Below are 25,357 nucleotides of genomic sequence, written 5' to 3'. Positions count from 1 at the left end.
CAAAAAGTGCCACAACTGTTATTTCTAACAATTGTGACACTTTTATTTTAGTTAAGAAATTGATTATCCTTTGATATTAGCTTTCTTAACAAATTTATTCTTTGCTACGGTGTAATATTTCTTACCCTTAATCTTAACTGGATTACCATAGGTCTTTACGGACTTATGTTTCTTCAGCACTTTTTTACCAACACGACTGCCATACTGATTGTAAATGTAGGCGTTGCGTTTTAGTTTAAGTTTCTTAGAGTCGATATTGCCTGCGGCAATATACAAACCATCTTCAAGAACATAATAGATCTTCTTATTAACAACTTTTTGAGTTACCACATCAACTGTTGAACCTGCATTAATGATTAAGCCATTGGCACGAATACCTTTTTGATCGTAAAGGTATGCGTTATGCATAACTTTCTTATTAATCAGGATGTGTGATTGATCTCCGCTGGCAACTGCAGCTCCTTGTTTTGCTGTTGCACTCTTAAGCAATACATCTTGACTAGCAATATTAGCAGCCTTGATATAACGATTCTTAGCAATAGTGAAGTACTTCTTGCCGCGAATTTTGACGCTGCTGCCATAAGTGGCAATAGCTTTACCGGTCTTCAGTTTGCCAGATTTCTTAACCCGCTTGCCATATTGGTTATAAATGTAAGCATTGTGCTTCAGCTTTTGGGCTGTGCTCTTAATGTTGCCCACTGCTACATAGTATTTCTTATCATTATCACCTTTATCAATTAAGACATAATATTGGTCACCGTTAATTGTTTCAATACCATATGTATCAAGAATTGAACCAGCTCCCAAAGTAATACCGTTTGCACGTTTGCCATTGCCATCATAGAGGTAAGCATTGTGCATCAAGACAACTCTTTCAGAGTCTTCATTCTTCTTATCAGTATCCTTATCTTTATCATCAGTCTTATTTGGTTGATTTGGCAATATTCCAGGAGTTTGAGCACCACCGCCATTTTCTACAATGTTAGTGACATGAACATTAGCTTCAGTAGCATCACGATATAGTTGATCAATTCCGAGATTACGTTTTGCCGTAATTATTTCACTAACTGCCGAACTAGCTTCGATACTATTTAGAAGATCGTTGTAATCTTTTTGAATAGTTTGCTTAATCTGAGCTTTAGCAGAAGAATCATAATTATTGTCGCTATCAACCCGCTTATTGGCAGCCTTTTGGGCATCTGCTAAAGCGCCCTTGGCTATCAGTTTTTCACCTTCAAGTTCGGTTGTTAAGTCTGTAGGATTTGCTTTAAGTTTTGCTAGTGCAGCTTCATAACTTTGCTGAATGGCACTATCATCAGTGTCAGGACCAAACTTCTGCTTCAAATATGCAGTAGCAGCTTCACGAATCTTAGCAAGTCTTTGACTGAGAACTTCTTTATCTTGATTTATGATGTTGATAACTTCCTGACTGTCAGGAATTGTTTCACCAATTATCTTGTCAATTGCATCCTTACGAGCTTTATCCACACCAGCTGAATCGCTTGCTTGATCAATAGTACCATTCTTATCAATAGCGTGATGAACATCTTTGTCAATTTGGTTCTTGATAGCATCTTTTTCAGCTTGGGTATAGTCAGTACCATCCTTGTGCTTTAATTCATCAACTTTCTTCTTAGCATTTGTGCCAGTATCTTGAACTTCGCCTTTAGCCAATTCCCTTTCGGCTGCTAATTCGTGCTCTTTAACTTCTTCAACCGATGCTCCAGTGATGTCCTTATTCGAGTTGAATGCTTTATCTACTTCAGTGGTATCTGCATCATTACCAAACTTATCCTTCAGTCTTGCTACCGCATCATCATGCTTTTTGCTCAATTCTGCTTTGGCATTTGAGATAGCTTGAGCTAAGTCTTTTTCATCATTACCTTTTAAGGCATTAATTTTATCAATAGCGGTTTGCTTAATTCTAGCAACATTGGCAACAGTTTCAGCTGAATCAATATCAACACTTGCCTGTTTTGCTATTTCATCTACCCGATCCTGATTATCTTTACTCAAGCTTGGCTTAGCTGTAGAAGCTGCTTTATTGACTTCATCTTTGGCAGCCACTTTACTGAAGGCTAGTTCAGCTGTTCCTGCTGCAGAATCAAATTGTCTAGAAGCATTGTCAACTGCTGCTGCAACCGCGTCTGCATTAGTAGCACTGTCTATCTTAGTTTCGGCTGCTTTCTTAGCATCCTCAATAGCGGCTAAAGCATTGTCATAATCAGCTTTAGTAGTTGCTTTTTGAGTGTCATTAAGCTTGTTATAAGCTTCATCAACACGGTTTTTAGCTTTAGTTGCTGCCTGGTCAACATTTGTTTTATTAGTTGACTTGATAACAGCTAAGTCATCTTTATCTGATTGATCTGCAGAATTCTTAATACCCTTAATTGCAGTAATCGCTTTGTCACGAGTGCTATTTACAGAATCAATTGTAGTTGCAGCGTCAATATCTTTATTAGCTTGAGTAACAAGATCGTCAACCTTGTTCTTATCCTCTTGTCTATTTAAGCCACTCTTGATATCTTCAGCAACTGCTTTAACTGCGTCTTTAGCTGCAGCTTGAGCAAAAGCTAATTCAGCGTCATTTTTAGCTTTGTCAATGTCAGTCTTAGCTTTATCAGAAGCATTATTGACATCTTGTTTGGAAGTAGCTGAATCTATTGCTTTTTCAGCATCAGCTTTAGCCTGATCAATATCTGCTTTAGCTTTGTCATACTTATCTTTAACTTCCTTTTGCTGGTCAAGAGTCAGCTTATTATAATCATCATCAAGTTGTTTCTTAGCATTGTCTGCCGCAGCCTCGACTTTGGTCTTTTCGGTTAGTTTAGTATTTCCTAAATCTGTATCTGTAGCAGTTTTTTCAGCTGTATCAATTGCACTTTCTCCAGCTTTTTCAGCTGCGTCTGCCTTTTCGACAGTTGGCTGTGAAGCAACAGTCTCTTTAGCATCATCACGAGCTTTATTGATTGATTCAATAGCCTTTTCTTTATCAGCGTCAGATAAATCAGACTTATTAATCTTGTCAATTGCTGCAGAAGCATGATCATCTAATTTCTTTTGGTCATTTGCAATAGCTGTATCTAAAGCTTTTGCATCCTCAAGAACTTTGCTCATGTTATCGATGCCTTCTTGTTTAGCACTGTTAACTTGGTCAGAAGTAGTTGTACCTACATCTTTAATCTTGTTAACTGCATCTTGGTAGAAGCGATCTACTTTATCTTTTAGAGCGGTCTTGTTTTCAGCACTGACATTTTTCAGGGAATCGATGCCATTTTTAACTTCAGTTTGTTTGTTAGTTAAAGCAGTAATTGCATCTTTCTTGTCATTATCAAGCTTAGTAGCAGCAGTTTGATCTGCAGTTGTCTTGACAGTATCAATATCACTGATGGCTTGATCTCTAATATCATTGACCTTTTGCACTGTATCAGCTGTATTTAACTGTGTATTAGCTTCGTTGACAATGCCTTCAACTTTAGTCCTATCACTTTCAAGGCTCAACCCATTTTCGATCTTATCTGCTTCATTCCTAATATCTTCTTTAGCAACTACCCTTGCAAAAGCTACTTCAGCCTGAGTGGCCGCCTGATCAAAGGCTGTATTTGCAGTTGAAACAGCTCCAGCCACTGCACTCTTATCTTTTGCTTGCGCAATAGCTTCATTTGCTGCTTTTTGTGCATTTTTAATTGCAGTAATAGCTGCATCATGATCTGCTTTAGTCTTGGTTTGTTGCTGCGAACTAAGCTTATTATATGCATCTTCAACCCGTTTTGTAGCGGCTGCAGCAGCTTCATCAACACTTGCCTGACTATTGTCTTTAGCTTCTTCTAACTTAGCTTGTTCAGCGGTATCAACAGTATTCTTCACCTTATCAATATCATTGATGGCTTGATCTCTGATGTCATTGACCTTTTGCACTGTATCAGTTGAAGCACTGTCAATATTTGTCACTGCATCGTCAGCGATTTTCTGAACTGTTTCCTGATCTTTTTTGTCTTTTAGCTTCTTAATCACATTTGCAGCTTCAGCTTGAACCGCATCTTTAGCAGCTGTTTTGGCAAAAGCTACCTCTGCGGTAGTTGCTGCTGCGTTAATCTTGTTAACTCCATCATTAACTGCTGAAGTGATAGCATCTTTGCTTGTTGCTGCATTGACTGCATCAATGGCTGCAGTTTGGGCATTTTCAATTGCGGTAAGCGCATTATCATGGTCAAGTTTTGTTGCTGCCTTTTGACTTGAACTTAGTTTTTCATAAGCATCTTCAACTTGTTTCTTAGCAGCTTCTGCGGCATTAGTGATGTTCTGAGTGCTGTCTTTACGAGCCTGCTCTAGCAAAGCCTCATCTACTGCTGATGCAGTATTTTTAACAGCATTAATTGCATTAATGGCGTTTTCTTTGATGCTATTTACTTTGTCTACCGTATCTGTTGCAACATCATCAAAATCGGTATCTGCTTGATCAGAAATATTTTGAACCTTTTGTTTATCAGCAGTGTTCTTTAACTGACTTTGAGCGTTAGCAGCTTCTTTGTGAACTACATCTTTAGCTGCCACTTTTGCGAAGTCTACCTCTGCTTTTGTTGCTTCCTGATCAAATTTTTGCTCTGCTGTTGCTGCTATGGCTACCACAGCATCTTTAGTTTCAGCATTTTGAATATCGGCAATTGCTTTTTGAAGTGCATTTTCAATTGCAGTAATTGCATTATCATGAACCTGCTTAGTTTTTTGTTGTTGATCTTTTTCCAGATCATTATAAGCTTTTTCTATTCGGGCCTTAGCTGCGTCTGCTGCACTGTTAATATTACCCTTTTGATTATTCTTAGTTTCTTCTAAGCTTGCTTGTTCATTGCCGTTAGCTGCGTCTTTAACAGCATCGATATCATCGATTGCTTTATCCCTAATACTGTTTACCTCTTGCACTGTGTCTGTAGCACTGTCGTTAAACTGGATATTAGCTTGGTTAACAATACCATCAACCTTGTTTTTATCAGCTTGAGACTTCAGGTCATTCTTAACCTTTGTTGCTTCCTTTTGAACAGCAGCTTTAGCTATAACTTTAGCAAAGGCTACTTCAGCTTTGGTTGCAATATCATTAAACTTAGTCTTAGCATCATCAACTGCCCCTTTAATTTCGTCAGCAGTTTGGGCTTGACCAATTTTGATATTTGCTGCATCGGCTGCATTGTCAATTGCAGTAAGAGCATTTTGGTATGCTTGATAATTATCATTCTTTTGGTCAGAATTAAGATTATTATAAGCATTTTCTACCCGTTTTTTAGCATCAGCAGCAGCACCATTAACATTGGTCTTACCATTATCCTTAGCTTGCTCCAAGGTAGCTTTGTCGACTGCCTCGGCGGTTGCTTTAACAGCATTGATGTCGCTAATTGCCTTATCTCTTAATTGATTGACCGTTGTGATATCGTTAGCTTTATCAATAGCAGTATCAGCTTGAGTTGAAATTACATCTACTTGTTTCTTATCAGCATCCTTACTCAAATTACCCTTAACAGTACTTGCCACTTTATCAACAGCATCTTTAGCTGCTACTTTGGCAAATGCTAATTTAGCTTCCGTTTCTGCTTGGGTGAAAGCCTGATCTGCATCTCCGACAGCTTTACTTACGGCATCCTTGTCCGTTGCTTTTTCTATAGCAGCTTGAGCTGCAGTTTGAGCATCGGTAATGGTTTGGATTGCCTTGTCATAATCTGTCTTAGTTGCTGCCTGTTCATCTGCACTAAGAGTATTATATGCATCCTTAATTCTTTGCTTTGCAGCTGTGGCAGCTTGATCAATACTCTGCTTAGAATCATCCTTAACTTTAGCTAAATCCTTCTGCTCATTTCCCTCAGCAGTATCTTTAACGGCATCAATGTCTTTAATAGCTTGAGCCGCAATAGTATTTACATTATCTACGCTTACAGCTGCAGCAAGATCATTTTCTGCCCGTAACACTATATTATCGACTTTTGTTTGGTCAACTTCCTGCTTCAAACCTTTTTTGACTTTATCAGCTTCAGCTTGGATTGCAGTCTTAGCTGTCACTCTAGCAAATGCCACCTCAGCTGTTGTAGCTGCCGCATCAAAGGCAGTAGACGCAGTACTTACCGCCTTAACAATTGCATCCGCATTTGCAGCCGCACTAATCGCATCATTTGCTGTTGCTTGGGCTTGAGTGATGTCAGCCATGGCTTTATTGTACTCACTTGCAGCTAAAACTTTTTCGTCTTTTCCGAGTTTGTCATAAGCATCTTGAACACGTTTTTTAGCAGCTTTAACTAAATCATCAACACTAGCCTTATTATTTTCCTTTGTTTGCTCCAGTTCTTTCTGTTCATTGTCATCCGCAGTTGCTTTTACATTACTTATATCATTGATTGCTTTATCTCTAATGCTGTTTACCTTATCTACAGTATCTGCTCCAGTTGCGTCGATATCTTTATCTGCTTGATCAGAAATTTCCTGCACTTTTTTCTTATCATCAGATTTATTTAACTGATCTATGACAGATTTGGCTTTTTCATGAACTGCATCCTTAGCTGCTACCTTGGCGAAAGCTACTTCTGCTTCGTTTGCTGCTGCATCAATCTTATTAATACCCTCATTTGCTGCCTGAGTAATTTCTGCTTTTGAATTTAATGAAGAAATTGCATCGTTAGCAGCTTTTTGCGCACTTGCAATTGCGCTAAGAGCGTCATCATGAGCCTGTTTGGCAACTGCTTGTTCAGTTCCCGTCAGCTTACTATATGCTGCTTCAACTCTCTTCTTAGCTGCTTCAGCTGCTTCGTTAATATTTGCAGAGCTGTCTTTGCGAGCTTCTTCAACAATTGCTTGATCTACTGCATTTGCCGTGTTTTTAACAGCCTTAATGGCACTAATTGCGCTATCTTTAATGCTGTTTACTTTGGCAACAGTATCTGTCGAATTTTGGTCAATTTCTTTAATAGCATTGTTAGCGATGTTCTGCACAGAAGTCTTATCGTCTTGACCTTTAAGGTCGGCAATAGCACTCTGCTCTTCAGCCTGAATTGCATCTTTAGCAGCTGTTTTCGCAAATGCCACCTCTGCTTTTGTTGCTTCTTGATCAAGTTCCTGCTCAGCAGCTGCTGCTATATGGCTTACCGCATCCTTATTTTCAGCACTGGCAATATCATTATTTGCTTTAAGACGAGTGCTCTCAATTGCAGCAAGAGTATCAGTATAAGTCTGCTTTGTTGCATCTTGTTCAGCAGGTGTCAGCTGACCGTAAGCCATATCAACCCGAGCCTTAGCGTTTGCTGCTGCTTTGTTAACATCACTAGTCCGATTATTCTTAGTTTCTTCCAGACTGGCTTGTTCACCACCATTAGCTTCCGCTCTAACAGCGTCGATATCTTTAATAGCCTGATCCCTAATACTGGTTACTTTAGCTACAGTATCAGTATTAGTGCTATTAATACTGGTAGTAGCAGTGTTAACAATATTGTCAACCCGATTCTTATCAGCATCAGCCTTTAGGTCTTGTTTAACCTTATTAGCTTCATTCAAAATATCTGCAACAGCTGTTACTTTAGCAAAAGCTACTTCCGCTTTTGTTGCTGCATTATCAAACTGAGTCTTAGCAGTTTTAACTATTTCTGATATTTGATCACTTGACTGTGCCAGTGTAATTTGGTTATTTGCACTATTTGCAGCATTATCAATCGCATCAAGGGCATTTTGGTAAGTCTGGTGATTAGCATTCTTTTGAGATTCATTCAACTTACTATATGCATCATTGACACGTTTTCTAGCAGCATCAGCAGCTTCATTAACATTAGCGGTGTTGTTTTTCTTGTTTTCATTTAACTGTGCTTCTTGAACGGCGTCTGCTACAGCTTTGACACCTTTAATATCATTGATAGCCTGGTCCCTAAATTTAACCACGTCAGTTATAGTAGTAGCCTTGTCAATGTTAGTATTTGCTGTAGTTACTATCTCTTGTACCTTTTGCTGGTTTTCATTATCAAGACGTTTAGTGACTTCATCTGCGGCTGCTTTAACCTCAGCTTTAGCTCCCAATTTTGCAAATGATAGTTCTGCCTTGTTGGCAATATCATTAACTGCAGAAATTCCTGCTGTAGCAGCATTTGTCGCATCATCTACTGTCTTTGCTGCTTGGATTGCCGCATCCGCAGAATTCTTTGCCTCATTAATATCACTGACAGCTTTATTGTATTCTGACTTAGCCTGCTCTTGTTCAGCCGCAGATAACTCGTTATATGCATTCTGAACCCGTTGAATTGCTTCAGCTGCCGCTTTATCAATATTAGCTTTATTGACTGTTTGGGAGTTGTCAACAGCTGCATCAGCTGTAGCTTTAACATTATCAATATCTTTAATTGCCTGGTCTTTAATGAAGTCAACTTTGGTAACACTATCAGCATTGTTCAAATCAGTTTGAGCCTGGGTTACTATACTATCTACTTTATTAAGATCAACTGTTTGCTTTAAGCCTTGCTTGACTTTGTCCGCTTCACTCTGAACTGCATCTATCGCAGCCACCTTGGCAAAGGCCAATTCGGCGTCAGAAGCTGCTTGTGTAAAGGCTTTATTAGCATTATCAACAGCTGTTGTGATTTCTGAATTAGTTTGTGCGGCAGCTATTGCAGTCTCTGCTACAGTCTTAGCTTTATCAATGGCATTATTAGCTGCGTTATAAGCAGTTTGAACTGCGGTCGTCTTTTGCTCATCAGCTGTGAGCTTATCATAAGCATCTTTGACCCGCTTCTTAGCGGCATCTGCTTGGGCATCAACACTTGCCTTGCTTAATTCTTGTGCTTTTTGAATTGTTTGTTCTGCATTACTTTTGACGTTGTCAATTGCCTTGATTGCATTCTCTTTTATTCTGTTTACGTTATCAACGGTCTCAGCAGCGCCAATGTCGGCTTTTGCTTGGTCAACAATTTCATCTACTTTATTTTGATCAGCTGTTTCTTTGAGGTTAGGTTTTACCTTTCCAGCTTCAGCTTGTACTGCGTCGTTAGCAGTAATCTTGACAAAGTTTAATTCAGCTGCATCTGCCAGCTTATTAATGTTTGTTGTACCTTCACTTGCTGCGGCAGCAACTTCAGTTTCAGTAGTCGCAGCTGCAATCTTGGCTTCAGCTGTAGTTTGGGCATTCTTAATGGCGGTAACAGCTTTGTCAAAAGCAGCTTTATTAGCCGACTGTTCAGCAGGTGTTAAGTTCTTATAAGCCGCCTCAACGCGAGCAACCGCTGCTTTAGCTGCATCATCAATACTAGTCCTATTCAGCTCTTTTGCCTTTTCAACTTTTTCCTTTGAATTTGAATCAGCGGTGGTTTTGACCTGATCAATATCTTTGATAGCCTGATTTTTAATATTATTAATTGTTGGAATATCGGTAGCCGCATCAATTTTGCCATTAGCTGTAGTCACAATGCCATCAACTGTTTGTTGATCAGCTGTACTTAAATTCGGCTTAACCTTAGCAGCTTCATTTGCAATTGCTTCTTTAGCATCAGCTTGGGCAAATGTTACTTCTGTCTTAGTTTCAATAGCAGCAATTGCTTGTGTGCCTTTTTCTGCTGCAGTTATAATGTCTGCCACATTTTGGGCACTCTGAATATTATTTTTAGCAGTTTTTGCAGCTTGGTCAATATCATCTAAAGCTTTCTGTAACGATTCTTGGTAACTAGTTTGGTTAGCCTGTGACAACTTATTGTAAGCATCAGTTATCCGTTTCTTGGCTGCTGTGGCTGCCGTATCGATATTAGCAGTCTGCGTATCCTTGTTAGCCTTGATTTCGGCTTCCTTAACTACATCAGCAGTAGTTTTAACATTAGCAATATCTTTAATTGCCTGATCTTTAATGCTGTTGACCTTGTCGACTGTTGTCGCTTTTTGGAAATCGCTATTAGCTTTTGCTACGATACCATCAACTGTCTGTTGATCAGCTGCACTTAAATTCGGCTTGACATTGTCTGCTTCTTTTTTGACGGCATCAATAGCTGCTATTTTGGCAAAAGCAACTTCAGCTGTAGTTGCCGCATTGTCAAACTTGTTTTTAGCAGCATTAAAGGCATTGATGATTGCATCTTTGGTTGTAGCAGCGTTAATCGTTTCGGTGGCTGCGGCTTTAGCCTGATTAATAGCTAAAATTGCAGCCGCTTTATCGGCAGCAGCTTTTTCCTGCTGACCAGCTTCTGTCAAACTATTATAAGCTTTATTCACACGGTCAATTGCGCTATCAGCAGCAGCGTTAACGTTAGCAATGTTAGAAGTTTTAATAGCTTCAATGTTGGCTGCATTTGCGTTGTCTTCAACTGCTTTTATCGCCTTTTCGCCATCATCTGCAACCTTATCTGCATCTTCAGCCGTTAATTGTTTGCCCACATTTATCTTGGCATCATCACGCGCCTTGTTAATATCGGTTATTGCTTTTTGCTTGTCTTCCTCAGACATGTCCGTCTTATTGATGCGGTCTGCTGCAGCTTGGGCGTATTCATCAAGTTTTTTCTGGTCAAAAACAATTTCCTTATCCAGTGCTGCAGCTTTGTTCCAAACACTGTCAATGTTTATAATCCCAGTGTTCTTCTCAATGTCTACTTGTTCAACGCTTGCTGGTGACGGGTTATTAACTTTGTCAACAGCGTCTTGATAGTAAGCTTCAACTTCCTTATTAAATGCAGTTTTAGCTTCAGTACTGATATTCTTTAAATTAGCGATGTTATCTTCAACAGTTGCCTTTTCAGCTGCTAATTCCTTCAAAGCGTCTTCTTTAGCAGTCTTTAAGTCACTTGCAGCTTTATCAATAAGTTGTTGTGTTTTAGCATCTGTCAAAGCTTGATCAATGTCTGCTACACCCTTAGCTTGCGCTTTAGTGATTTCATCAAAACTGTCACAGTCATCAATAGCTTTCTTTGCAGCATCGTATGCTTTTTGAGCCTGATCTTGATATATCTTAACGTTGTCCTGAGTTAAACCACTGTTTGCTAAATCAGCAATTTGGTTAACTACACCCGGCATCCCGGAAGTACCGTTACCATTAAGTTCATTTTCAAGTGCTTGTTTAGCAGCTTCTTTGGCTGAAGCTAATTTATCTTGCTCTGCTGATTCTTCATTAGCAATTTGCAAAGCTTTATTCACAAGATCAAGAGCCGCTCCTCTACGTCTGTTGACTTCAGCAATTGTATCTGCACCATAAACTGTTGTGTCTTTATTAGATTCAGTGACTGAATCTGCCATTGCCAGTGCTTTAGCCAGTTCATCTTCAAAGGCCTGTGATTGGCTTTCTTTTAAATTAGTTGGCTTCTTGCTTTCGGCATCTTTTACCGCGTTTCTAATCGTAGTAGCAGCGTCGTCTTGAGCTTCTGATAAAGTAAGGATATCTATACTCTTAACTATCGGACGAGAACCTACTGCGACAACTTCTGGACTGTATTCAACGAAATTGGCGTTAGGTGTTATTTCAACTTTATCACCCTTATTCATATTTAGGGTAATATCAGCAGGTATTGTTACTGCAAAAGTACCGTCTGGGTTAATTGCGGAAGTAAAGACCTTAGGCAGTTCCGGAACCCGGTCAATAATATTGCCACGGTATGTATCATTAGTATTGGCATAAGGCTTCAGATTTTTATCTTCCTGAATAACCTGGTTATATTTAGCATTGCTGCTAATGTATCTAATAATTACATAACCCTTAGTACCCTTAGGGAAGTACTTATAAAAGGCATTATCATTACTTGGACCATCTTCTGCTTCGGTGTAGTTCTTAACTTTGCCTTTGATAGTCCTAGAACCATCGTTATTCTTGATAACTTGTAAATTATCATCATCAATATCCAAGAATCCACTTGGGTTAGCAGGAACAAAGGTCACGTTATTATAGCTGTCAGAATCTGAACTGCTGAGAGCATTTTCTAAAGCATTTTTGATAATATCATCTAATCTATTAGATTCTGGATTCTTAACAGCAGCTTCAGCAGCAGTTAAGAAAGAACCAAATTTTCTGTCGTTAATAATATCTTTAATGGCAGGATCGTTCTTAATTTCATCTAACTGCTCTTGAGTCAAAGTCTTATTGCCATCAAGCATTTCGATAGTATTTACAGAAATACCCTTCGCTGATTTCTGCAGTTGTAAAACATGCAAAGGCGGCAATGTGAATCTGCTGCCAGAGTTAGTTTGCAGCTGCTGGCGAACATTAGTAATTGTGATCTTGTTATTGCCAATAATGCTGGTTGCAGTGTTTTTATTATTATGAGAATCCAAAATAAATAATGTCGGGTTGTTAATTTTTAAAGTTCCACCTTGAACATCAAGTAGTTTAATTGCTCCTGTGCCTGGATCATCGCCTAATCTGATATTAAAGGCACCATTTTCAACATCAGCAGAGCCAGTAACATAAACTAGTGTGCCTGAGTAATCACCCATGTTACTACCCAGAATATTTAATTCGCCATTAGGACTAATGTTCAAATTACCGTTATCATAAAATAGATTTCCTGAAGCAGCGTCAGTAATATTACCATTCGTATTAATATTGACTTGGCCATTCTGTAAAATGTTAAATGTTGAACCAGAATCTTTTAAATAAACAGCCCTGGCTTTACCGGCATCTCTTGTGCCCTTATAAGGTCTCACTTTATTTAGGCCAATATTAATATTCAAGACGCCACCAACTTGAACAATTCCGCCGCTTTCCATGTAAATGGCGCTAAAAGGTTTGCCCCCCTCACCAGTGCTTCTGTTTTCATCAAAGTCTTGCACGGGATTAAGTGTTACGGTTGCACCTCTGTTAATTTTAACAGTGTTAGTCTTACTCTTCATTTCGATTATAGTGCCACCGTACGTTGAACCGACAAATTCACCATCCAAGAATTCTATGCTGTCATTTTCCTTACCACCAGTAAACTCAAACATTTGTTGATCACTACGGTTGGGCCATTTTGCAGTATGAACGTCATTATTTCCGGTAAAAAAGATGTGAGTATTGCTACCAGCATAGATTAATTGCGACCCTTCAAACGAGCAATCCTTAAACATAATGTTGGCATGATAATTATCACTTACATATTCGGTATCCCAAACACCGTAATAGTCCCCACTGCGCATATTAAGACTTTGATAAGTAATATCTGCATTTGTACCACGGCTTTGTCTAGGTGAATAGCCAGTGAAATCAAGTTTATATTTGGCATCTCCGTTTGATCTAATTAAGAGAGTACGCCCAGGAACATTAAATCTATTATTGCCATTATTAGGATCTGCGCTAACATCATTCATTAAAATAATTTCAGTGATATTTATATTGTTAAGCGCATCTTGAAAATCTTTCCAGTTATAAACCTGATAAGAAAAACCATCGCCAGCATCCTTGACTAATGGATTTTTATTTTTAGCAGGCGCAATTTTATCCGTGCTGTTATTTTGCTCATCATTATTGCTAGTATCATCACCCGGCTTAATCACATTTGCCTGTGAATCTTCTGGCAATTTGCCATCACTGGCTGTGTTGTCTCCTGAGGTAATATCAGTGTTAGTGTCTTTACCAGTTGAATCAGTTTTTCCCGGTGTGACTGCATTTGCATCATTTGCCTCAGTATCTGGCTGCTTAACAGCAGTAGATTGATCGGATTCTTTACTATCTTTCTTTGTCTGCTCTTTTGTGGTTTTTGTCTTGCTGACAGATTTCGAGTCTTCATCACTACTCTTCAAAAATGAAGATAAGCCTGAAAAAGTAGATAATTTTGGCTCTTTTTCGGTCTTTTTGGTTTGTTTATCATCCTGAGTTGATTGAGAAGCAGCCTTATTATTTTCTGTTGCAGCATTACTCAAATCAGACTCGGATGACTTGGTTTCAGTTTTACTATCGACTTGTTGGGTTGATGGATCAGTATCGGCTTTAACCGTTTGACTACCCAAACCTAGAAAAGTGAATCCTAACAAAACAGAAGCGGCACCGATCGTCAATTTGCGAATTGAAAAGCGGTCTTGCTTTTGTTGCATTTCCATTTTTCTTAGTCGTTCTTTAAAGTTATTTTTCCCTAACATAAGTTGTCCTTTCTTGAATTAAAAATACACTTTGAATTTTATAACTAGCGTTATTAATTGTCAATATAGTATTTAGCAATAGGTGTTAAGCTATAAATAACCGTTATTTTTAAAAATTGTTAATTCTGATTAAAAATAACTTTATTATTTTTACAAGTTACTATTTTACTAACATTTAAGCCAATTAAATAAAAATAACTAAAAGTGATTAAAGGAAAAAATATTTTGTAAATTAGTTTAAAAATGTTTTTTATTACATTTGTGATACAAATTTATCTAGTGTGTTTTCGTATATTAAATAACACATACAAATTATTTTTAGTTATAACTTATTTATTTATTATTTTTAACTATGTTATTTAAATTAGTAGTAAATTTTGGCCCACAAAAATACTCCCAAATCTGGCCAAAACTTGGGAGTAATATCATTTAAATAAACTGAAATAACTTTTTTAAATAGGTGATTTTGCGACTTGATCACTTCGTTAACAGACACGAAATGATGACCTTTAATTTCTACTCTGACTGGTCATCAAAATAATTTTCGCTTGATTCTAACCCTGGAAGTGCTAATTTTAGTCTGGAAATGTAACTTCTTTTGTTATGATCATTTTGCCGGCATTAAAACTATAGCAAATCAACAGTCACATACTTAATAACTAAGACTTTCTTTTAAAATTTCAGTGGCTATTTATTATCCGTTACTTTTCCTGCTATTAAACTAAAATTACTTGTCTGGAATTACTGCCAGAAAGCAAAGCGCTGTAATATCCAATTATTTATGTTAAAGCAACTAGCAGCTTAAAGCTGCAAACCTTTTTTAGCAGTAATTAGCTAGAATAGTGTTTTAATAAAAAGTCCAGACGCAAAAATACCCCAAATTTACCTTAAATTTGGAGTATTTTGTGGTTTTAGCAACTAGTCAATCTTAAAGATTAATTGCCTAAAAGTTTGCCTTCTTCACATATTTACCACTAGCTACAACATAAAATTTCTTATGACCGATTTTAACTGGATTACCATAAGTTTTTACAACTTTATGTTTCTTCAAAACTTTTTTACCTAAACGATGACCATACTTGCTATAGATATAAGCATTATGTTTCAGTTTTAATTTCTTAGCGTCAACATTGCCACTATCTATCAGTAGACCATCTGCTAAGGCATAATATGTTTTGCCCTTAACCGTCTTTTTGCCAATAGTTTCTATTTCTGAACCAGAATTAATGATTAACTTGTTGGCACGTTTGCCGTTTTCATCATAGAGATAAGCATTGTGCATTAACTTTTTGACTACAGTAGTTGTTGGAGTATCAGTATTGCTACTTGTTGCTGTCACTTCTTCCTTAGCAGTTTGGGCTGCCGTGACTGGTGCAACGTTAGCAGCTTTGATATAGCGATTTTTACCAATAGTAAAGTATTTCTTACCGCGAATTTTGACTGCTGCACCGTAAGTGTTAACTGTTTTACCTTTCTTGAACACTCCAGACTTCTTAACTCTCTTACCCACTTGATTATATACATAAGAATTATGCTTAACTTTTTGGGTAGTAGCTTGACCATTAGTTGCAGCAACATAATATTTCTTATTGTTAGCACCTTGATCAACTAGAACGTAGTATTCTTTACCATTAATTGTCTTGGTACCATAAGTGATAACTGTAGAGCCAGCTCCTAAAGTAACCTTGTTTGCGCGTTTACCATCTTCGTCATAAAGATAAGCATTGTGCATTAAAGTCACATTAGTGCTTTCACCTAAGTCATTTGGCGCACCATTTGTTCCATTTTCTTTATCAGTAGTTGGCTGCTTAGGTGGATTTACAGGGTTGGAAGTCGTATTACCATTACTGTTAGAAGTAGAATTGCCTCCATCGTTGTTAGAGTTATTATTGCCATTGTTGTTATTGTTGGCACTATCTTTAATAATTTTATCAATGACAGTTGAATCCGATGAAGCCTTATTAATCGTCTCAATACCATCGTCACGCTTGCCGTCAATATCAGTTAGAGTATTATTTTGATTAATCTTTTCCTGAGCATCAGCTAAAATGCGGTCGATTTCAGTCTTAATCACAGCTTTTTCATCATTAGTATAATTATCACCATTCTCATGCTTTACTTTGTTATTATCAATTTTCTTCTTAGCATTAGTAGCAGCATCAGAAACAGCAGCTTTGGCAATTTCCCGTATTCCAGTTAGTCTATTATTCGAAACTTCATCGTAAGAATTACCAGATATATATTTATATTTATCATGCTCACTGTTAGTTGCATAAATCCATGCAGACTCACCAAAGTATTTTTGGTTCTGAGCAACTGCACCTTTGTACTCAGCCTCAATATCCCTATTGGCAGAACTCTTAACTGTGTACAATGCTTGCTGCATTAACTGATCAATTGCTTGTCTTGTCATGTCAATATCATGGTTCATCTGATTGGCAATATTTTCATAAGATGCATCAGCTTGAGCATCCTGAGTAAGCACAGTGTTGATACTTCCGTGTATGCCATCAAGTCTATTTTTGAAATGATCTCTATCCTCAGGAAGTAGACTATCTATATCATTAAGCGTGTCCTTTGCTTTATTAAACATATCATTAACTTGTTCTTTGGCCATTAGCTCATTATAAGCATTGATTCCTTTGCTATACGATTGGGTTGTAGAGCCAATATTTGTTGAATGCTTAATTGCATCAATTGCTTCACGTATAGCCTGAATATTCCTTTGATAATCAGGATTGGCTTTTTGTTCTTTTGTTAGCCCATTGTATCCGGCTTCTAAACCTGTTACTTCATTTCCAGCACCCTTTAAGGCATTAGCTTGATTATAATCAAACCATTCAGAAGTATTTTGATAAGTATCAGTTAGCTTAGAACCAATTTGATTTTCGTCAGTCGGAATTTTGTTGATATCAGTTTGCTGCTCTATGCTTGCTTTTTCAGTTGCATATAAATCATCAACTATCTTGTTTAATGTTTTCTTTTGAGCAGCAGTTAGTTGAGATGAGCCAATAATATTGTGAGTTGTTGCATATTTTCTTTGTAAAATATCCTCTGCCCTTGCTTTGGCAGCAGCAAGATCAGTATCTTTTTCGACATCAGCAAAGCCAGGAATATGACTGCCGGAATTATTATCAGAATATCCTTGAGTTGCATTGTTGACAATCTGGTCAACGTCCTTTTTGACGTCATCTGTAGAACGTTCATTTCCGTTCTTATCTATTGTTGGAACTGCGTTAATCTTTGCTTTGCTCTGATCGTAAATATCCTGAATCTTCTGCTTTTGTTTTTGTAAATCAGAGTTTACTAAACCAGAATCTTCAAGCTTTTTATCAGCTTCTGCTTTTTGCTCAAGAAGATTATTAATAGCATTTTGCTTAATTTGATATATTTTTTCTTTATCTTGGGCAGTTTGATAAAGCTGGTTAATTCCAGTTTCACCTAAATTGATTGGGTGTCCTTCGCTATCGAGCCCCTTTTCAATATTTTGCAATTTTTGTTTAGCATTTTCGAGATCTGTTGTTGTCGGACTGCTTGGTAAAGCAACTTTACTAATTTCATCCTTGGTCTTTTGAACCAGCTGATTAAGTTGATCCTGTAAATCCGCCTTTTGCTGATCAGTTAAATCGCTGGCAACTTGGCTAATACTGCCCTTATCTTTGACATACTTATCAATAGCCGCAATTTGCTTATTCTTTTCACTTAGTAAATTGGCTGGAATACCTGCTTGATCTATAGCGGCTTCACCAGCTTTTTCAACTTGACCTAAGTCTGCATTATCATCAGCACCATATAAGTCGCTAACACCTTTTTGCATTGCGTTATTTATTGCAGCTTCATTTTGACTTATTTCTGTTGGATCAAGTCCTGAACTTGGTAATTTTGCCTTAGCAGCTTCAGCATATTCTTTCAGAGTATTAATTTGCTTGTTCTTTTCTTCGAATCGCTGAGTTAAGCCAGTAATTGCATCATTACCAGCTTGCGCTGCTTGATTCATTGCACTATTTGCATCAGTCGCATTGTTTTGAGCAGCTTGAATATTTTGAGCAGCTTTATCACGTTCTGACTTAATGCGATCTCTCATCTGATCTGCCAAACTAGGATTATCTTTAGCAATCTTATCTGCAGCTTCGTTTGCCTTGTTAACTGCATCTTGCAACTTAGTCAACGCATTATTGACAGATTCTGCTTTGATGATTTCATTATTAACTTTATTCAAATCAGCATTATTCTGACCTTTAGCATCAGATAATTGATCCTGGTTGGTAGCAGAGTTGATTCTAGTTTCACCTGACTGACGAATTTGATCAATTTTATTCTTCAAATCATTATATTGGTCTTGACCTAATTTTTTATCAGCCAAGTCTTGATCAATTTGCTGTTGTAATTTATTAGTTGAATTATCAAAATCATTTTTAGCAGAAGTCTTAGCGTTAGTAATGTTCTCATCATTAGCTGTATCAACAATTGCTTCAATTGCTTTATTACCCTCATCTTGAGCCTTTTGCACATCATCTTGATTTTTAGCTTTATCAATATTTGCTTTTGCCTTATCCCGCTCGCTTTCAATTGTAGATGTGTCTTTAGCGTCTTTAGCAATTGAAGTTTGGGCTTTATCATCTAAAGCAGATTTTGCCTTATTTTTATCTGCTTGCAGTTTAGCATCAGCCAAAGCCTGGTAAATGTTGCTTAGACCGGTATTCTTTTCTGTATCAATATTTTCAGATAGAGCGCCACTGACGTTTGCAACAGCATGATTATAAGCATCTTGTGCTTGTTGTTTAAACTTAGCCAGCTGATCAGAGGTTAAATCACTTAAACCATTTATTTCTGGTAGAACACCGGTATCACTTGAGCCTTTTCCAAGAGCTTTATCAAGTTCTTTAATTGCTTGATCTCTTTGCTTACGGATATCCTCTGCATCACTCTTACTTGCATTAGCAACTACGTTACTAATTCCCTGTAAGGTATTATTTTTGATTTTCTCAACTGTAGCGCTGTCATTGGCCGCGCCAATATCATTAATGCCTAAATCAGCCACTGCAAAAACTGCATTTTGGTCTCGTGAATCATTTAGTTTAGCTCGAGCCGCGTATGCTGTATTTTTAATCAAATCGGTGGCAACAACTTTATCACTAGCTAACTTGGCAGCAGATTCAATGTTATTAATTTTATTTAATGCATCTTGATAAATTCCAGTTAGTTGTTCTTTATTTGTGGCTGCGTCAATTTTACTATTTGCATCCGTTGGGATTGACTCAAGCTGACTAATTGCATCATCAAATTGCTTTTTTACTTTATTTCTTTGGTCATCAGACAATTTGCTATAAATGTCACTTAAACGATTCTTGGCACTGGTAGCAGCATTGGCAATACTATTTTTAGTATCAGTTTTAGATGTATTAAAACCATTACCTGCAGCTTCTGCAGCATCAATAGCTGATTCGCCCTTTTTCTCAGCTATATTAGCATCAGAGACAGCATTTGTAGAATCAATTATTGATTTTGCATTATCGCGTACAGATGTAATGTTATTAACAGTTGTTGTCTTGACATCATTGGTAATGTCTGACGAATTATTAATTTGGTCAATCGCCTTTTGAGCATAATCATCAAGCTTTTGTTTATTAAGGATCTTATTAACATTTACGTCACTAATCACATCATCAATTGATGACTTACCATTTTGGACAATTTTATTAAGTTGCTCATTGGTAGTGGTGTTTTTATCATTAATTCCATTAACACCAATATCATAAGTAGCATCTACTTTTGCACGTAATTCTGCTTTGTTGGCACTGGTAATCTGATCCATATTGCCAATCTGCTCTTTTACTTTATTACGCTCATCCATTAGAGCTGCTAAAGCCTGGTCTTTTGCAGACTGCAAGTTTGCTGCAGTTTGAATGTTTGCTAAATCGTTTTTACCTTTAGTTAATGCTGCATCTATATCATCTTTACCTGCACCTTGAATAGCAGTTTGAGCCTGATTGAAGGCATTGGTAATCTGATTATAGTAGTCATTCTTTTCGGTTACTCCTAAATTAGGATCATTAGTAATCTGACTGCTTGCAGAATCACGCGCATCTTTTAATTTTCCAATTGCAGTTTGACGCTGTTGTTCTAAGGCCTGAGCTTCGAGATCAGGAGAAAGAGAATTAATAACAGAATTAATGGCATCAATTCCTGTTTGAGCATCAGTGTTAATATCAGTTACTGTATGGTCATTAGTGATCGCCTGGATTGCTTGATCATAACCCGCATCAATTTGGTCCTGTTTTGCTTGAACTATTGCCGGATCAAGATGAGAATTTGCAAGAGTATTTTTGGCATTAGCCTTGGCCTGTTGCAGTTTACTAATTGCTTGCGCCTTAGTGGCTGTGATTTGAGCAGCACCTAAATCTTTAAGAATATTGTTTTGACCTTCTTGCTTTGCCGAAATGATATCAGAAACATTTTGAGACGAAGCAATTTTAGCCTTTGCAGCCTGGGCATCTTGATCAATTTGGTCTTCATAATACTTCTTATTTGAAGGACTGAGTTGACTATCATCAATGCTTTCAATTTTAGCTTTTGCATCATTAACAGCTGTATCAATGTCTTGAGCAGCATTTGTTCTAGCTTCTTCTACCTCTTTATTGGCAGTACCCTGTGCATCGCTTACAATATTATCTATACTGTTTTTAGCGTTAGTGACTGTCTCAGCGATTTTAGAACTATCGACCTTGTTTAAAGTATCGATATTGTCGTTAACTACCTTGCTGATTTGATCATGATATGCTTTCTTTTGTTCATCAGTCAGATTGCTTGTCTGATCGATTTGATTATTAGCGTTTGTTTGCGCTTGTCTGATCTGCTTGATAGCATCAGCCAAAGAATTGTTACGCTCACCATTAGCTTTAGCTGAAGCCAGTAAGTTGTTTAAGGCATCAATACCATCATTACGCGCTGAATCAATTGCAGTTAAGCTGTCTGCCTGATCAATGCGTTGATTATAACCAAGAGGAGTGTTTGAATTATTGAGCAATTTCTGTACATTTGCCACGCTATCGTCAATATCATTTGCTGACAAGCCCGGCAAACTACGCAGTTGGGTTTCAATATCGCTTTCTACTTTAGCAAGTTTAATCTTAGAAAGCTGTCTTAAAATTGACCGCTTAGTTGACTCCTCAGTTGTCGAAACAGCAGCAGAATCGCTGGCTTTATCAATATTAGTCAAACCATCACTTACTGTTTTTTCTATTTCAGAGTTTGAAGGAACGCCTAGCGAATTTTCATTAGCATTTGCATATCCCATGATTTCAGCTTTTGCGGCATTTTGATCAAAAATAGTTTGTGTTGCTGTTTCTCTTTGTTGGATCGCAGTGTTATCAGATGTTCCGTAAATTGACTTTTGCTCATCATATTTAGAACTTCCTGGTTTAGCAGTTGCCACTTCTGCTGCTTGATCAATTGCATCTAATAAAGGAGTCTGTTGATCTAAGCTAATGCCTGAATTCTGCACTCGCTGTTTGGCAGCCGCCGCTGCAGCATTAATTTTACTTGCTTCTTGATCAGCATTTATATCTTTAATAGACTCCTTACCCTTGGAACCATCGGGATCATCACCAGTGATAATATTGTGAACTGCTTTATTATAAGAATCCCTTATTTCTGCAGTCTTATCGGCATGGTTGTTAATTTCATCTTGAGCAACAGCCTGTAAATCTTTTAGTGCTTGAATTGTTTTGTTAACTTTATCAATTATATCTTGAGCTTCTTTTTGGTGCCCATCTACTGATACTTGGTCAAGATCTTTTTCAATATCGCCTTCTGGTTGAGCGATAGCCTGAGCACGAGCCAGACGAGTCGGTAAATTAACTACTTCATCCTTCTCTTCTTGACTTAAGTTAGGATCATTTGCAAGCTTGTGAGCATCAACATAGACTTGATCAATTTTTTGCTTAAGATCAGTTTCAATACTCTTTTTATAGCCATAAGCTGCCTGATCAATTGCATTAATACCATTCTTCATTGCCTCAGTAATACCTTTATCAGCTTGAATACCTTTGATAGTATTAATTGCTTTATCACGTGCAGCATTAATTGCATCTATCATTGTAGGAAATCTCTTTGACTGCAATGTGGCTTCATTATTTAAATTAGTTATTGCGCTATCGCGAGACGCCTCGATAGTGGAAGAATTTTGCACCTGACTCACGATATTCTTAATTGCATCAAGGGCAGCATTCTTACGATTGTTAACTTCTGTTAAAGTATTTGCACTTGAAGCATAAACTGAAGTTTTTTCGTTATTAGTATCAACTGTTTTGGATGCAGCAGACGCAACTTTATCTAACTGTTCATTAAAGTCTTTAACTTGAGCATCAGATAGATTATTAGGTCTATGAATTTTCGCATCACTTATCGCATCACTAATTGCCTTTGCAGCTTGATCTTGAGCATCTGATAAAGTTAGAATATCCAAGTTTTTAATTATTGGGCGACGTCCTGCAGCTACACTAGACGGATCGTAGCTAACAAAGTTTGCATTTGGAGTTAATTCTACAGAGTAGCCTTTATCAAACTTAATCGTTTGATCGGCTGGAATATTAAAACTAAATGAACCATCATCATTTACAATTGCTGCAAATTGTGTTGGTAAAGGGTTCAAAGAACTGTTGCTTGAATCTCTTATGGTGTCTTTTGTTTGCGAATATGGGTTGTCAATTAAATTCTTGCCATTTTGATCCTTTGGTGTCCACGCAGTTTTTACTCCCATACTATCGATTAAATTAGCCATAATATATGCTTTAGTCGCAACTGGGAGAATCAAACTAAATGGGTTTTTCAAATTTTCTGGATCTGAATCCGGACCATCAACAGTAGAATTATAATTAATTACGCTGCCTGGTTCACCGGAAATTGTTTGTGAACCATCAGAATTTCTGGTTATCTGTACCTTACCAGGATCAATATCCAAAAAACCACTCGGATTGGCTGGAATAAAACTAATGTTGTTATAGCCAAAATTATTGCTATTGTTGAATGCTTTTTGAATAATATCCGAAAAGATTTGATCGTAAGTCCAGCCGTTCTTAATACCATCAGTCAACGAATTTTGAACATCAGCCGGCAATTTATCAAGTGAAATATGAGCTTTGGCTGCCTGTGCTTTAATTTCTGCTAATTTATCTGCAGTTAGCTTTTCTTGACCATTAAGCAACTCAATATTATCAACTGCAATTGTATTGTCAGTTTTCCTAACAGTTAAAACGTGAAATGGTGGCAATGTTACTTTACCAACCCCAGTTTGTGTTGAGCTCAAATCAAACTGCTGCCGCACATTTGTTAAGGTAATCGGCATTGTGCCGATAATACTCGTAGCAGGATTGGTATTGCCCTGGACATTCAAAATTAATGAGGTAGGATTATTAACAAATAACTTCCCGCCTTGCACATCTACCAAAAGTATTTGGCCATTACCGCCATCTACGTATCTACCATTTGGACCTAGCTTTCCAAGAACGATATTGAAACCACCGTTTTCTATATTAGCCGTACCCTTAATAAGAACTAACGTGCCAGAATAGTCGCCCATATTTGAACCGTTAATGTTTAACGATCCTCCTGGTAAAATGTTAAAATTACCACCATCATAAATCAGGTTTCTATTGCCCCAGTTATTAGCTATATCACCGTTAGTAGTAATATTGACTTTCGCATCACTATTAATATTAAAAACAGAGTTGCCATCATTGATCAGGATTGCACTGGATTGATCGTTGTCATTTGTGCCACTATAGTGATCGCTACCAGTAATAATATTCAGCTCACCATCAACGTTGACGGCTTCATTATTACCTAACATGGCGATGGCCAAAGGAAGCCCAGTATGTTCAGCAGCGTTAGAGCCTAAGTTATTATTAGGAACATAGATTCGAGGAGCAAGTGTTACCTTGGCATCCTTGGCAATATTAACAACATTGTTGCTCCCAGCCATTTCTAATACGTTACCACCGACGGTTTTACCGGTAAAAGTACCGCTAAAATCAATTGAGTTGTTTGAACCTGTAAATTCAAATAGTTGTTGAACATCACCACTTGAGATTGTAATGCCAGGATATGGTGTATGAGTCACTTCACCATAGTTAGTTCCTGTAAAGTAAATTTTAGTATTGTTACCACAGTGAACCATTTGCGAACCATGGAAATTAACATTATTAAACGTTACTTTTGAAAAATGCCCGTCCTTGTTGTAATCATCAGTCATGATGACGCCCCAGATATCGGCACTCCATAAATCAAGGTTATCGTAAATTATATCTAAATCCTGCGTACTTCCACTATTTAATTGGAGGTGGTTACCTTTCAAATCCACCTTGAATCTGGTATTACCATTGCCGGCGGATTTAATCAGCATTTTCCTGCCATAGAAGTAGTATGCTTGTGATCCATTCTCTGGTCCGTCAGTAATATCGTTCATGACGTCAATTTCTGAAATAGATTCGTTCTGAAATGCAGCTATAAGTTCAGTAAAGTTATGGACCTGTGCTACACCAACATCCCTAGTATTTATTTCTGTGTTTTCAGCAGCATTTGAATCTTCCGCTACTACATCAGTTGAATCAACAGGCTTTGTTGTATCTCCTTTAGGGGATGAAACATCATTGGCTTGTTGATCCTGACTAGACTGTTGTTCCGAGCTATTTGTTGGCTCAGAGGTTGTCTTTTCTGATTTTTCCTGACCAGTTGAAAAACTGTGACTAGCTTTTGAGTCACTATCTTTTAAAAACGAACTTAAACCAGAAAAAGTGCTTAAATCGTGCTTTGTATTATCTTGACTTGACTGCTTTTCTGTAGTTACAGTTTTTGAGGTACCCTTTGTTTGTTCTGTTTTAGTTGTTTCATTCTCATTTTTTTGAGAATTTACTTCTTCATTTGCCGGATCAACTGTATCAGCTTTAACTGTTTGATTGCTTAAGCCAAAGAAAGTAAAACCAAGCAAGACAGAAGCAGCACCAATGGTCAATTTACGAATTGAGAAGTGGTCTTGCTTTGCCTGCATTTCCATTTTACGTATTCTTTCCTTATTATTATTTTTACCTAGCATAATAATCCTTTCTCAAAATTATGATTACATATTAATTTTAAGTCCTATTATTTTTACTGTCAATTTAGTAACATTATTATGCACTAAAATAGGTAATTAAATTTAAAGTTTTGGTTTATTAAATAACTATATTTTATGATTCAATGCAGTTTTATAAACATATTTTTGATTAAAATAACAATAATTAAATTTGATTATACACACTTTATATATGATTTATAAGCTCAA

At 37.3% G+C, this 25,357-nt stretch carries 2 protein-coding genes; both read right to left on the bottom strand.

The features are described from left to right. Nucleotides 1-63: 63 nt before the first annotated feature. Nucleotides 64-14,037: an SLAP domain-containing protein gene (locus H3T47_RS02740; RefSeq protein ID WP_199282467.1), complete on the bottom strand. Its 13,974-nt coding sequence runs from the start codon at nucleotides 14,035-14,037 to the stop codon at nucleotides 64-66. Nucleotides 14,038-14,980: 943 nt separating this feature from the next. After that, nucleotides 14,981-25,129: an SLAP domain-containing protein gene (locus H3T47_RS02735; RefSeq protein ID WP_199282466.1), complete on the bottom strand. Its 10,149-nt coding sequence runs from the start codon at nucleotides 25,127-25,129 to the stop codon at nucleotides 14,981-14,983. Nucleotides 25,130-25,357: the final 228 nt, after the last annotated feature.

It is taken from the genome of Lactobacillus sp. W8093, assembly GCF_016100925.1.
Lineage (GTDB): Bacteria > Bacillota > Bacilli > Lactobacillales > Lactobacillaceae > Lactobacillus > Lactobacillus helsingborgensis.
This window is presented reverse-complemented; position numbering and strand designations above follow the sequence as displayed.